Source organism: Paenibacillus sp. Y660 (assembly GCF_057221575.1).
In genome coordinates this window covers 1-12,970 of sequence record NZ_JBXBBJ010000001.1, presented here as the reverse complement: position 1 = coordinate 12,970, position 12,970 = coordinate 1, and the positions used below count along the sequence as shown (strand labels likewise).

The following is a 12,970-nucleotide window of genomic DNA, read 5'->3' as shown; positions in this document are numbered from 1 at the left end:
GAACTGTTTACGAGCTGATGCACTTTCAAATTTGCCTGCCCGCCATAAATTGTGGCTAAGTCGTGTCAAATAGTCTGAAAATTCATTCCTTATACCTAAAATGGTTCAAAATCCCTTGTCAATTTTCCTAATAGCGAATATGATAAAAGCAAGAAGAGGTTGTGAATGTTTTCACATTGTATAGTAGGTTGTGAAATAATTCACGTTGTAAGGTCGACGGCCGATGCGGCTCACGTCTTTGCACATATAATAGGAGGCGTTTGATATGACGATGAACATTGCTGTTATTGGCTGCACACACGCAGGAACTGCTGCTATTACCCAAATGGCTAAGCTTTACCCCGAGGCTCGCATTACAGTATATGAACGGAACGACAACATCTCGTTTCTATCGTGCGGAATCGCACTTCATGTTAGCGGTGTTGTAAAAGATGCCGAGCAGCTATTTTACGCTACGCCAGAGCAGCTCGCTAAGCTTGGCGTTACGACGCATATGCGCCATGATGTGCTGGCAGTAGATACGGATGCCAAAACGATTCAAGTCCGCAACCTTCTAACCGGTGTAGAATTTACTGACACCTTCGATAAGCTCGTCGTTACGACAGGCTCGTGGCCGATTATTCCGCAAATGGACGGAATCGAGCTTGAGAATATCGTGCTATGCAAAAACTATAATCATTCGAAGACGATCATTGAAAAAGCTAAAAATGCGAACCGCATTGCCGTCATCGGTGCCGGCTATATCGGCATAGAGCTTGTTGAGGCCTTTGAGCAGCTTGGCAAGCAGGTTACCTTGATCGACAATATGGAACGCATTTTATATAAATATTTGGACCAAGAATTTACCGATGTTACCGAGCAAGCGCTAATTGATAAAGGAATTACAATCGCCACCGGCGAAACCGTTACTTCGTTTGCAGGCGCTGAAGGCCGCGTTACGACCGTCAATACGACTGCTGGGCAATATGAGGCGGACCTTGTTGTACTCTGCATCGGCTTCCGTCCTAACACGGAGCTGCTGAAGGGCCAAGTCGACATGCTGCCAAACGGAGCGATCATCGTCGATGAATATATGAGAACGAGCAAGCCCGATATATTTGCCGCTGGCGACAGCTGCGCCGTCCACTACAATCCAACCGGCCAAAATGCGTACATCCCGCTTGCAACAAACGCGGTTCGCATGGGTACGCTTGTTGCCAAAAACCTGATGAAGCCAGTCGTCAGATACCTCGGAACACAAGGCACATCGGGAATTAAAATTTACGATTACAACATCGCATCGACTGGTTTAACGGAAACGGCTGCGCTTGCTGCGGGTATGAATGTGAAAAATGTCACAATCGTCGACAACTATCGTCCCGAGTTTATGCCTACGTACGAGCAAGTGACGCTAAAGGTCGTTTACGAAGCGGAAAGCGGCAGAATTGTTGGCGCGCAGGTGCTATCGAAGGTCGATCTAACGCAATCGATCAATACACTGTCGGTATGTATCCAAAACGGCATGACGATGGACGAATTAAGCTACGTCGACTTCTTCTTCCAGCCGCATTACAACAAACCGTGGAACCTGCTTAATCAAGCTGGGTTGCAGGCTGTATAGGATAAGAGAGGGGCAACGATGAATCTTATCCGGCATCGTTGCTCCTTTATTTCTTCTTACTATAGGAGAGATTACTCACGTGCTCTTAATCATGACTAGCAAATGTGCCACTCCTATCAAACGTTGCAAGCACATATATGCGATTACAGCTAGCAATCCTAGATACTTTTTCGCTATAAGAGCACATACGTGCTTACAGCCATAATTCGCACGTTCGCACACTCCAATCTCTCACATAAGCACATATATGCGCTTATAATCAACAAACCAAGCTACTTTTGCCGCTGTAAGAACATATACGTGCTTACAGCCACTCTCCACCTGTCCGCACACTCCAATCTCGCCTTGTAAGCACATATATGCGCTTACAGCTAACAAACCAGGCTACTTTTTTCGCTGTAAGAACACACAAGCAGTGGAAAAGGTCATATTGGTAAAAGATCGGGGGCTGGGCAGTTCCCTGCTCCAGCAATTCTCTTAAAATCGCGCCGGACGCGATAATGACAGTCAGGAAAAAGATGCCGCGAAATTGGCGATTGAGCAACAATGCGCTGAACATCGCAAATATTAGAATGAGCGGCACCTGCGAGAGAATCCAAAATTTCCCTAACTTAAATGATCTTGTTTTTTCTTTCTGTAGTTGTGCCTAATTAAATCTACCGCAGCACTCAAATCAGCATTAGAACAGATGACAATAAAGGCTTAACTAAGCTTGATTGATCGTAGATAAAGTAAGCTAATACAACGTTTCCTATGAAAACAATGAAGTATAGTTCAATAGTATTGTTGACTAGAATGGGCAAAAGAAATGGAAAGCTTCATCCTCAACATACCAAAAATCCCGATGAATTCTATATCATCGGGACTGACTACAGCCGTTCAACACTTTTTCATCACTGGAAACTTACTTCAGCTCAACTGTAAATGGAACGATAAACGACTTGGCTCCGCGCTGAAATTGGCCCCATATTTTATACATGCCCGGCTCTGGGAAGCTTGTCGAGAACTCGGCTGTCGGACCGCTCGCATTGCCTTCCTTCGGATGAACATGCAAATAGCGAGTCAAATCCTCACTCAAGATGACGACATGTCCGATAGCTCCCAAGTAGGGCTGCAAATCGGTAATCGGCTTCTTCGTTTTTGCATCGCTTAACGTAAACGTAATATCCACCTCTTCCCCCGACTTAAGGGAGGATATGCCCAAAGCGGCGCTAACACCGTCTACATCTTTCACAAGCGTTGCATCTGCTTCCAGCGGATGCGCGGCCTGCTTCTTGCCATCTACCTTGATGAGCGACGTTGCCGTCTTCTGAGAAGAGCCTGTCGGAATAAAGTCCGCATACAGCTTGTACGAGCAGCCTTCTGGGAAGGCAGTTGTCACTTCAAACGTCCCCTTCCCTATATACTCGGGATGAATATGGCTGAACTCCGACAAATCCTCGCTAACGACGATAAGATGCATCAGCTTCTCGTGATTGACATCGTATTTCTCGATCGACTTTCCGTCTGCATCAGATAGGTGCAGCTCGATCTTTGTCTCTTCGCCTGGTTTTGGTGCCGCCGGCGAATACTGCCATTCCAGCTTCACGTCTGTTCCAGAGCTGTCTGCGTCATCTGCCTTGCCGCCATGCTCGCTATGATTTTCCGCTGCTTCATCGTCCGGAGCATTCGTTGCCGCATTAGAAGCATGCCCGCTATGCTCGTTCGCCGCTGGCTCCTTCCCATTCGTAGCTGCATGCTCCGTGTGATCATTCTTCGATGCACTGCCGCAGCCTGCGGCAAGCAAGCTTATCACGATTAAAGCCGCTGCCGCGGAGCGTTTGCGATATTTTGTCTTCCGTCCCGTTTCCTTAAGCATATCGATCATCTCATCCTTTGCAGCCTAAGCGCATTCAGTACAACGGATACCGAGCTTAATGCCATCGCAGCTCCCGCCAGCCATGGAGCAAGAAACCCGGCTGCGGCAATCGGTATTCCTATCACATTGTAAGCGAGCGCCCAGAACAAATTTTGTTTGATATTGGCCATTGTTACTCTGCTCATCCGAATCGCATCGGCGATGCTGTTCAAATCTCCGCGCATAAGCGTTATGTCCGCGGCTTCAATTGCTACGTCAGTGCCTCCGCCAATCGCCATGCCGATATCGGCTGCTACGAGCGCAGGCGCATCATTCATCCCGTCGCCTACCATGGCGACCTTTCTTCCCTCTGCTTGCAGCTCTTGAACGGCCTTCGCCTTCTGCTCCGGCAGCACCTCGGCAAGCACGCGGTCTATCCCGACGAGGCTTGCGATCGCCTTCGCCGTGCGCTCATTGTCGCCGGTCAGCATAATGACCTCTAGACCCATTTCCTTCAGACGGGCTACAGCTGCCGCCGACGTTTCCTTTACCGTATCGGCTACGGCAACGAGGCCTGCATATGTCCCATTAACAGCAATGAGCATAACGGTCTTGCCTTCCGTTTCCAGTTGCTGCTGTTCTTGCCCTTCAGCCATGATGTCTACGCTATGCTTCTCCATCAGCTTCCGAGTGCCTACTAGCAATTGTTGACCATCAACCTGCGCTTCAATCCCAAAGCCAGGCACCGCTTCAAAATACTCAGCATTCGGCATGACGATTCCGCGAGCCGCAATGCCGGCTACGAGCGCTTCCGCAACCGGATGCTCCGAGCTTCTCTCCGCCGCGCCAACCCAGCTAAGCAGCTTTGCCTCCTCGAAGCCAGCAGCCGATCTAACATCGGTTAGCTCCGGTTTGCCTTTTGTAACCGTACCGGTTTTATCCAGCACGACCGTATCAATATGATGCGTGCTCTCCAAATGCTCTCCGCCCTTGAACAAGACGCCTAGCTCTGCCGCTCTGCCCGAACCGGCCATTATCGATGTAGGCGTAGCAAGACCAAGCGCACAAGGACAAGCAATGACAAGAACCGCAATCGCCTTCTCCAAAGCATTCCCAATGTCTCCCGGCTCCACGAAGAAATACCACACCAAAAAGGCAAGGAGTGCCAAAGCTGTTACGATCGGCACGAATATGCCCGAAATCCGATCCGCCACCCGCTGGATCGGCGCTTTCGAGCCCTGCGCTTCCTCCACGACTTTAATAATTTGCGCAAGCGCCGTCTGCTTGCCGACTTTTTCCGCTTGCATGCGCATGGCACCGTTTTTATTGATCGTAGCGCCAATCAACGTATCGCCCTGGCGCTTCTCCACCGGCATGCTCTCGCCGGTCAGCATCGATTCATCGACCGTTGAAGTACCTTCGAGCACGATTCCGTCAACAGGAATTTTCTCACCGGGTTTCACAATCAGCACATCGCCTGCGACGACTTCCTCAATGGCTACGCGCTGCTCAGAGCCGTCCCGAATGACGATAGCCGTTTGAGCTTGCAGCCCCATGAGCGTCTTGATCGCTTCGGATGATCTTCCTTTCGCTAAAGCTTCAAGCAGTTTGCCAAGCACAATCAATGTAATCAGCACGGCGCTCGTTTCGTAATAAAGCTCGACCTCATGGGCTCCATGACCCGACTGGCTCAAAGTCTGCAGCGTCACGTACAGACTGTAGAAGAAAGCGGCCGATGTTCCGAGCGCTACAAGCACATCCATATTGGCTGATCCGTTTCGGAGCGCTTTAAACGCACCTGCGTAAAACGGCCAACCAATGATGAACTGAACGGGGGCAGCTAATGCCAGCTGGAACCATGCGTTCATAAACAATTCCGGCACCGGTATGAAGTCGGTAAAGGAGAAATGTCCCGCCATCGCCCACAGCAGCGGAAGGGAAAGGAGGATCGCAACGCCAAGGCGAAGCTGCTGCATTCTGATTTCCCGCTTCTTATAATCGCCTGCGCTCTCATCCGAGTCATCGGCCAGCTTAATCGTGCCGTATCCTAAATCTTTAATTTTATTCTCAAGCTTAGCTTCATCCATCATTTGCGGATCATAACTGACGGATGCACGTTCTAATGCCAAATTCACATTCGCCTCTACGCTTTCCATCCGGTTGAGGCCCTTCTCAATCCGGTTGGCGCAGGCTGCGCAGGTCATTCCAGTAATTTGAATCGTCGTCTGCACTTTATCCACGCTTACTCACCTACCGACCACATACCCTCACGGGGTATATTATATTGTAAAAAAAGAGAGGCTTACGAAGCCTCATCATGAATAGCTTACATGCTCATTGTTGCTCGACTGCCCTTCACTTAAACAACGTCGTAGCCTTGATCTTCAATTGCCGCTTTGACAGCTTCAATCGTTACCTTTGACTCATCGAATTCAACCGTTACTTTCTTATTCGCCAAATCAACCTTGCCAACCGCACCTGCATGGCTAACTGCCTTCTCAACCGCGCTCACGCAATGTCCGCATGTCATGCCCTCTACCTTCAATACTGTGTTTGCCATTTTATATTTCCCCTCTCTTATTTCATTAGTTTGTTAACGGTAACCAGCAATTCATCAATAACTTCGCTTTCGCCCGCTTGAATGCGTTCGATGATGCAGCTTTTCATATGACCCTCAAGCAAAAGCTTGCCGACGCTGTTCAGTGCGGATTGCGCAGCCGCGATCTGATTAAGCACATCATCGCAGTACGTATCCTTCTCAATCATCGCCTTCACGCCTCTAATTTGTCCTTCAATACGGTTGAGACGCTTCGTTAAATTGTCTTTCATTTGCTCCGAGTGATGACTTTTGCGCGGACCAGCCGTATCGCAGCAATCATCTGAAGCATGAGAATGCTCTTTCGACTCCTCGTTCATTGTGCGATTGTTCATTCAACATACCTCCATGGGGTATCTGTTTCTGAATTCAATATATCATACCCCCGAGGGGTATGTAAATGGGCTTTTTTATTTTGTTTTTTTATTCCAGTAAAGGCACTTTAAATCTAACAGGCAATATGCTACGATCCACATAATCAACTGTAAAATAGCAACAACGATGCTGCTTGGCCAAAAGCTGCGAGCGGTCGTTTCCAAACAGAGAGGATGAATCGTTATCAAAACCACTATTAATTATGCCCATCGCGGAGCCAGCGGCTATTGTCCCGAAAATACGCTTGGCGCATTCAAAAAAGCGCTTGAGCTAGGCGCTACCGGCATCGAAACCGATGTTCATTTAACGAAGGACGGCCGTATTGTGATCATTCATGATGAATCCTTAGCACGAACGACCGGACTAAACAAGCTAGTAAAGGATACCGATTACGAGGAGCTTGTTGACTTGGATGCTGGAAGCTGGTTCGCGCCACAATTCGCAGATGAGCGAATTCCTGCACTGGAGCAGCTGCTTGATCTATTGCAATCAACCGATACCATCCTCAATATCGAACTCAAAAACGATTACATTCAATATAAAGATATCGAGCAAAAAGTAATCGAGATGGTTCGCGCTTATCATATGACCGATCGTATTATTCTATCCAGCTTTAATCATTACTCGCTCGCGCTGTGCAAGCAGCTGGCACCGGAAATCCGCACCGGCATTTTGTACATGGAGGGTCTATATCGCCCTTGGGATTACGCCGCATCACTTCAAGCCGACGCGCTGCATGCCTACCATTATGCCGTATTGCCAGAATGGGTAGCCGAAGCGTCCGAGCAAGGCATTGACTATAATCCTTTTACCATTAACGATATACCTGAAATGGAACGGCTTCTTGATGCAGGCGTTGCCGGTATCATTACCGACTTCCCTGATCGTTTGGCAGATTTGCTGATGAAGAGAGGAGCTTAGGCGTAATGAAAAAAACATGGCTGCTCGGGTTCGGTTTTTTCAGCATCAGCATCACGTGGGCATTGTATAATGCGTTCGTCCCTTTTTTCCTTGAAAAGTTTTTGACGAGCACAGCGCTTATCGGGTTCATGATGACGATCGATAACTACTTCGCCTTGTTTTTGCAGCCATGGATCGGAAGCCGCAGCGACCGCACGAACAGCCGTTTTGGCAAAAGAATGCCGTATTTGATCATAGGAATGCCGCTGGCCGCCTTGTTTGGAGCACTCATCCCTTGGCATACCAGCCTGTTGACGCTCGTTTTGTTTATGGTGCTGATGAACCTGTCGATGAGCTTGTACCGATCTCCGACCGTCGCGCTTATGCCCGATATTACGCAGGACAGCAAGCGGACGCAGGCGAATGGGATCATTAACTTTATGGGCGGCATCGGCTCCATACTCGCCTTTGCGGGCGGCTCATTCCTATATGAGAAGCATTCCTCGCTCCCGTTTCTGTCAGCATCCGTGTTGACGCTCATCTGTTTAGCCATACTCGTTTATGTTATTAAGGAAAAACGAGATGCGATTGCCTACACGCCAGCTGAGCAGCATCCGGCAGTATCGTTCAAGGGACAATGGAACCGCCCTACGATCTTCCTGCTGGGAGCAATCTTCTTCTGGTTTCTGTCCTACCAGGGCGTCGAAGCCTTCTTTACCTTATATGGAAAAAACCATTTGCAGCTAACGGAAGGCCAGTCATCGTTCTCGCTTGCCTTCTTCTCGCTCGCTTTCGTCCTAGCCGCCATTCCAAGCGGGCTATTAGGCAATCGCTTTGGCAAGAAGCTCATAATCTCTTTTGGCGTCATCGGCCTTATTATCATTTTTGCCGCCATCTCATTTGTGGACGCGCTGCTGCCGCTTCGCACCTTGCTTATCCTCGGCGGCATTTGCTGGGCGATGATCAATATCAACTCCTACCCCTTTATCGTTTCGCTTGGGAAGGAGCAAAGCATCGGCACGCGTACCGGCATCTATTATTTGATCTCCTCGCTCGCCGCCATTGCCTCGCCGCCGCTATTGGGAGGATTGATCGATTTGCTGGGCTACTCGGTGCTGTTCTACTTCTCCTCGGGAGGCATGGTTATCGCTTTGCTGTTCCTTCTCTGCGTCAAGGATAAGGGACTGTCTAGAGCTACCACAGAGTCTAATGCTACAACAAGCCTTTAATCCAAAAAAATCCGGCGCCTTCGTCTACAGACGAGAGTGCCGGATTTTTCTTTATCTCATTAGTGAATGCTGCCTTTGCTGAAGCCGCCGCCCATAACGTCGGATACATGCTCGATTGCAATAAACGCATTCTCATCAATCGATTGCACGATTGCCTTCAGCTTTGCCAGCTCAAGACGAGATACGACGCAATAAATCATTTGCGTATCTTCCTTCGAATAGCCGCCGCGCGCTTGAATCAAAGTGGTTGTGCGTCCAAGCCGGTCAATGATCGCTTGCGATACCTCTTCGAATTCGGACGAAATAATCGTAACCGATTTCGATTCGTCGAGACCCTCCACCACGATATCGATCAATTTGATCGCAATATAGTATGTAAACATCGAGTACATGGCTGAATCCCATTCGAATATAAAACCCGCGATAACAAAAATAATAACGTTGAAAATCATAATGATTTGTCCTACAGGCATACGCAGCTTCTTCGAGATCAGAATCGATACAATTTCCACCCCGTCAAGCGAGCCGCCAAAGCGAATGGCAAGGCCTACGCCAGCTCCCAGAATAAGACCGCCGAACAAAACGGCCAGCAGCTTCTCCTCGGTGAATGCATCTACATGATGTAGCAGCGAAGTCGTAACCGACATGACGATAATGCCGTACAGCGTCGAGATCGCGAACGTTTTGCCGATTTGCTTATAGCCGAGAATGAGGAAAGGCACGTTCACAATGAACAAGTATACGCCGAGCGGCAGCGATGTTAAGTGCGCCAGCATGATCGAAATACCCGCTATGCCTCCGTCAATTACGTTGTTCGGTACTAGAAACAATTCCAAGGCTACACCCATTAGGATCGAACCAATTGTAATAAAAATAAATCGTTTCAGTATCTCTAAAAATGATAACCCCTTATGCGTTTTTGCCAACAGCTCAACCTCCGTTTATTACGAGTATCTCCTTTGACTTTAACATAAACGAACCTTTTTTTCAAAAAAACTACTTTTGATTAACACACCCGTCGCGGCACGATCGATGCCGGTACGACTTGTTTGGTCATGGACGACAAGCGCAACCTCGCCGGAGCCGCCGATCAGCTCCGCCATTTTGTCCGCAGCCAGCGCCGCTGCCGCAATGTTGTTTGTTGCCGCTGTTGTCACAGGAATGTCGCTGTCTACGCCGGAGTCGAAGTCAACGACGGGAATATTGTTCGCTTTGGCTTTCTCAAGCAGCGGAGTAGAAGCTTTGCTGTCCAGAGCTGCGAATGCAATCGCGCTTGGCTCCTTGTCGAGCGCAGCCTGCAGCATCTCGATTTGTTTGTCCACCTGCGCTTCTGTCTCAGGACCTTCGAACGTAATCTCGACATCCAGCTCTGCTGCTGCCTTCTCGGCGCCCTGCTTCACCGCTTTCCAGAACTGGTGCTGGAAGCCCTTGGAGATGACCGGAATATAAAGCTTCTTGTCTGCTGCGCCGTTTTTCGAATCGTTGGTTTCCGCTGCCGCCGGTTTATTCTCGCCTTTAGTGCCGCCATATTTCCGCCGTTAGAACCGCATGCTCGCGTCCGATAAAAATATTTTGCGCGATCGTGAGATCCGGCATGAGCTGAAGCTCTTGATGGATAATGCTGATGCCGAGATTTTGCGCCGCTCTCGTACTCGCGATTTCAACTTCCTTGCCTTTATAAACGATCCGTCCGGCATCCTTTTTGTAGACACCGGTTAATATTTTCATCATCGTCGATTTGCCGGCCCCGTTCTCTCCGACCAGTGCATGCACTTCCCCCGCATAAAGCTCAAAGCGGCATTGGTCAAGCGCCATTACGCCGGGAAACTGCTTCGTGATGCCGTCCATCGACACTAAAATCAGGCTCATTGCTCCCACCCCTAATCGGTTTGTGAACTCATTGTATGATGAATCCGGCGTGCAATATATGGAGTAATCTCCTGAAAAAAGTAGACGATTTTACGGTATAGCCGGGTTTTGGGCAAAAAAAAGACCCCTGCCGTTTTCCTTCTTGGCAGGAGTCTATTTTGCATTAATCTACGTACCCGGCAAGCCCTTTATCCATCAAGTAATCCATTTCCGCGTCCATAATCGATTCCACGACCAGCTCGTTCGATTTGACATCGGGACAGCTAAGAATATAATCGACCAGCTCGTCGCTGTCGATGTCAACCTCGCCATTCTTATCTTCCTTCGCATTGTTGATGAAGGCTTGCTCATGCTTCAAAACCAGCTTAATCAGTTGCTCATCCGCGTTCGTTTCGCTTGCAATGTATTGCACAAGCTCTTGCTCATTTAATTGTTCAGTCATCGTTTGTCATCTCCTAATCGCATCGCTTGTCTCATTGTACCACATTCTACTCAACCTTATTAAGCGCTGCAGGCTAAGCGTTTTGTAAAAACTGGTTCCCGTGCAGCTGATAGTAAAGCCCTCTTCTGGCAAGCAGCTCCTCATGGCTTCCGCGCTCCGCGATCTCGCCGTCCTTGATAAAAAGAATCGTATCGGCATGGCGAATCGTGCTTAGCCGATGGGCAATGACGAAGCTCGTTCTTCCGCTGATCAGCTTCTTCATCGCCTCTTGGATTTGAAGCTCGGCAAGCGTATCGACGCTGCTCGTCGCCTCATCCAGGATGAGCAGGGCAGGATCTCCAAGTATGGCGCGCGCGATTGTAATAAGCTGACGCTGTCCATGGCTGACATTTCCGCCTTCCGCATTCAGCTCCGTGTCGTAGCCTTGGGGCAGCCTCGCAATGAAGCTGTGCGCATTCGCTTGTGCCGCAGCTGCCTCCACCTCTTCGTCCGTTGCATCCAGCCTGCCATAGCGTATGTTCTCGCGGATGGTGCCAGAGAACAGATGGGCATCCTGCAGCACGATGCCGAGCTGGCATCTGAGGCTGTTTTTGTCCATGTCGCGAATATCTTCATCATCGATCAAAATTTGGCCGTCCTTTATCTCGAAGAAACGTCCGATCAAATTAATGATCGTCGTCTTGCCCGCGCCTGTCGGACCTACCAAAGCGATCGTCTCGCCGGGCTTAGCCGTAAAGCTAATATTTCTAAGCGCAGCTGTGCCGTCCGAATATTCAAAGCCTACGTCACGGAATTCCACCTTGCCCGCAAGCGACTCTACCTTCGACGCCGCCTCCGCCCCCTCGTATTCCGAAGGAACCTCCATCATTTCGAATACCCGCTCCGCACCTGCTATGCCGGACTGGATCATGTTGTATTGATTGGCAACTTCATTAAGCGGACCACTAAATTGCCTGGAATAACCGAGAAAGCTTATAATAACGCCCACGGTAGCAAGGTCATGCACGGCCAGCCAGCCGCCGACGCCTGCCTTCCTCGTAATCGGACCGAACGAACGCTTTGACTACGTGAATGCCGGACAAATTTTCCTGTATGACGGTATTCACCTGATCGAGCCGCTGCTGCATTTTCGAGAAGAGAGGAACGGTAATCCGAGTCGTAATAACTAGAAAAACGGCGAGCAATGGAATCATTGCGAGCAGGATAACCGAAAGGCGAGGACTAATCATGAAGGCCATCGTCAAGCTTCCGATTATAATAAACGTATCGCGGGCGAAGACACGGAGAACTAGCAGCACGAGGCCCTGAATTTGAGTAACATCGCCCGTCAGCCTCGTCACAATGGAGCCTGAGCCGAATCGGTCGAGCGACTTTAGCGATAACGACTGAATTTTCTGGAACAGCTCCTGTCTCAGATCGGCACCAAAGCTCTGGGAAGCTATCGTCGCAAAAACCGTGCAGCCTACACCTGCAAGCAAGCCGATAATCGCTGCAATCAGCATTGCGGTCGCTGCGATTGCTCCCAAATCTCCAGCCATGATCCCATCATTCACTATGGTTGCCATAAATCGCGGCTGCAGCAGATCCATGCACACCTCAAGCAGCATGAACAGCGGCGCAAATACTGCGGACAGCCAATATTTCTTCAGAAATCTAGCAAGCTTTAACACGAGGACACCTCAATCTACTGGCATTTTGCGAGAACCGCAAATAAAGAGGGCCGCTCTTCAAGCGCCCTCCTGTTGATGTAAATAGCCTCTCGGCATTTGCCGAGGCTGATGGGACAAGGGTTTCCTCGAACCATCTTTATTAGCATCCTCCTACTTGGTTAGGGGGATTTTTCATTTAATCCCATTTTTCATTATGGGAAATATTCTAGAATTTTTTGGTTATTTTCTCAGAAAACACTTGACTTTTACCAGATTTCGCAAAAATCGCGAGAAGGGTATGACCCTTACTACTCACGATTGGAGCGTGTTCCCTTTTGAAGCCTTCTTTCATTCCCCATTCCGATTACCAATCCTTTGTCCTTCAACATCTTCGAACCTCTATCGGTTCTGGTATTGTCCTCATCCACAAGGATTGGCCTTTGGCTGTAAAACTCTGGATGACCGATTTATCT

General features: G+C 49.2%; 11 protein-coding genes and 2 pseudogenes. 3 read left to right on the top strand and 10 right to left on the bottom strand.

The window, feature by feature from the left end; translation table 11 throughout:
- Positions 1 to 271 precede the first annotated feature (271 nt).
- Positions 272 to 1,600 carry an FAD-dependent oxidoreductase gene (locus tag AC2TDN_RS00065; RefSeq protein WP_484686937.1) on the top strand — a complete coding sequence of 443 codons (1,329 nt, stop codon included), beginning with the start codon at positions 272 to 274 and terminating at the stop codon, positions 1,598 to 1,600.
- Positions 1,601 to 2,504: 904 nt separating this feature from the next.
- Here the strand turns inward: AC2TDN_RS00065 and AC2TDN_RS00060 are convergent.
- The 4 genes from AC2TDN_RS00060 to AC2TDN_RS00045 all read right to left on the bottom strand — a co-directional run bounded on the left by AC2TDN_RS00060 (position 2,505) and on the right by AC2TDN_RS00045 (position 6,353).
- Positions 2,505 to 3,458 (bottom strand): hypothetical protein, encoded by a 954-nt coding sequence (locus AC2TDN_RS00060; RefSeq protein WP_484686607.1) that lies wholly within the window; start codon positions 3,456 to 3,458, stop codon positions 2,505 to 2,507.
- A 5-nt stretch (positions 3,459 to 3,463) separates the two neighbouring features.
- Positions 3,464 to 5,641: a heavy metal translocating P-type ATPase gene (locus tag AC2TDN_RS00055; protein ID WP_484686936.1), complete on the bottom strand. Its 2,178-nt coding sequence runs from the start codon at positions 5,639 to 5,641 to the stop codon at positions 3,464 to 3,466.
- Between the two features lie 155 nt (positions 5,642 to 5,796).
- A complete protein-coding gene (locus AC2TDN_RS00050) occupies positions 5,797 to 5,997 on the bottom strand; it encodes a copper ion binding protein (RefSeq protein WP_484686606.1) in 201 nt (66 codons plus the stop codon).
- 17 nt (positions 5,998 to 6,014) lie between these two features.
- The gene (locus AC2TDN_RS00045; RefSeq protein WP_482068746.1) at positions 6,015 to 6,353 is read right to left on the bottom strand and encodes a metal-sensitive transcriptional regulator; all 339 of its coding nucleotides are present in this window, start codon (positions 6,351 to 6,353) and stop codon (positions 6,015 to 6,017) included.
- 238 nt (positions 6,354 to 6,591) lie between these two features.
- Here AC2TDN_RS00045 and AC2TDN_RS00040 point away from each other — a divergent pair, with 238 nt between their 5' ends.
- Both AC2TDN_RS00040 and AC2TDN_RS00035 read left to right on the top strand, forming a co-directional pair.
- Positions 6,592 to 7,329 carry a glycerophosphodiester phosphodiesterase gene (locus tag AC2TDN_RS00040; RefSeq protein ID WP_484686935.1) on the top strand — a complete coding sequence of 246 codons (738 nt, stop codon included), beginning with the start codon at positions 6,592 to 6,594 and terminating at the stop codon, positions 7,327 to 7,329.
- A gap of 5 nt (positions 7,330 to 7,334) precedes the next feature.
- Positions 7,335 to 8,537 (top strand): SLC45 family MFS transporter, encoded by a 1,203-nt coding sequence (locus tag AC2TDN_RS00035; protein ID WP_482068687.1) that lies wholly within the window; start codon positions 7,335 to 7,337, stop codon positions 8,535 to 8,537.
- A gap of 59 nt (positions 8,538 to 8,596) precedes the next feature.
- On the opposite strand, the gene AC2TDN_RS00030 is transcribed toward AC2TDN_RS00035, so the two are convergent.
- From AC2TDN_RS00030 to AC2TDN_RS00005, 6 genes and pseudogenes are all read right to left on the bottom strand, one after another.
- Positions 8,597 to 9,463 carry a YitT family protein gene (locus AC2TDN_RS00030; protein ID WP_482068688.1) on the bottom strand — a complete coding sequence of 289 codons (867 nt, stop codon included), beginning with the start codon at positions 9,461 to 9,463 and terminating at the stop codon, positions 8,597 to 8,599.
- 79 nt (positions 9,464 to 9,542) lie between these two features.
- A pseudogene (locus AC2TDN_RS00025) lies at positions 9,543 to 9,985 on the bottom strand (substrate-binding domain-containing protein); the annotation flags it as partial.
- Positions 9,986 to 10,088: 103 nt separating this feature from the next.
- Positions 10,089 to 10,406, bottom strand: a pseudogene (locus AC2TDN_RS00020) (ATP-binding cassette domain-containing protein); the annotation flags it as partial.
- Positions 10,407 to 10,569: 163 nt separating this feature from the next.
- Entirely contained in the window at positions 10,570 to 10,848 is a 279-nt protein-coding gene (locus AC2TDN_RS00015; RefSeq protein ID WP_484686605.1) for a hypothetical protein, read from the bottom strand.
- Positions 10,849 to 10,921: 73 nt separating this feature from the next.
- Entirely contained in the window at positions 10,922 to 11,854 is a 933-nt protein-coding gene (locus AC2TDN_RS00010; RefSeq protein ID WP_484686604.1) for an ABC transporter ATP-binding protein, read from the bottom strand.
- Complete coding sequence (locus AC2TDN_RS00005) at positions 11,847 to 12,518, bottom strand: ABC transporter permease (protein ID WP_484686603.1); 672 nt, start codon at positions 12,516 to 12,518, stop codon at positions 11,847 to 11,849. The genes AC2TDN_RS00010 and AC2TDN_RS00005 overlap by 8 nt, the downstream gene beginning before the upstream one ends.
- Between the last annotated feature and the right edge of the window lie 452 nt (positions 12,519 to 12,970).

Bases quoted from the DNA above. Each gene is read 5' to 3' on its own strand.
- AC2TDN_RS00065 (WP_484686937.1), top strand. From the start codon at position 272: ATGAACATTGCTGTTATTGGCTGCACACACGCAGGAACTGCTGCTATT.
- AC2TDN_RS00060 (WP_484686607.1), bottom strand. From the start codon at position 3,458: ATGCTTAAGGAAACGGGACGGAAGACAAAATATCGCAAACGCTCCGCG.
- AC2TDN_RS00055 (WP_484686936.1), bottom strand. From the start codon at position 5,641: ATGACCTGCGCAGCCTGCGCCAACCGGATTGAGAAGGGCCTCAACCGG.
- AC2TDN_RS00050 (WP_484686606.1), bottom strand. From the start codon at position 5,997: ATGGCAAACACAGTATTGAAGGTAGAGGGCATGACATGCGGACATTGC.
- AC2TDN_RS00045 (WP_482068746.1), bottom strand. From the start codon at position 6,353: ATGAACGAGGAGTCGAAAGAGCATTCTCATGCTTCAGATGATTGCTGC.
- AC2TDN_RS00035 (WP_482068687.1), top strand. From the start codon at position 7,335: ATGAAAAAAACATGGCTGCTCGGGTTCGGTTTTTTCAGCATCAGCATC.
- AC2TDN_RS00015 (WP_484686605.1), bottom strand. From the start codon at position 10,848: ATGACTGAACAATTAAATGAGCAAGAGCTTGTGCAATACATTGCAAGC.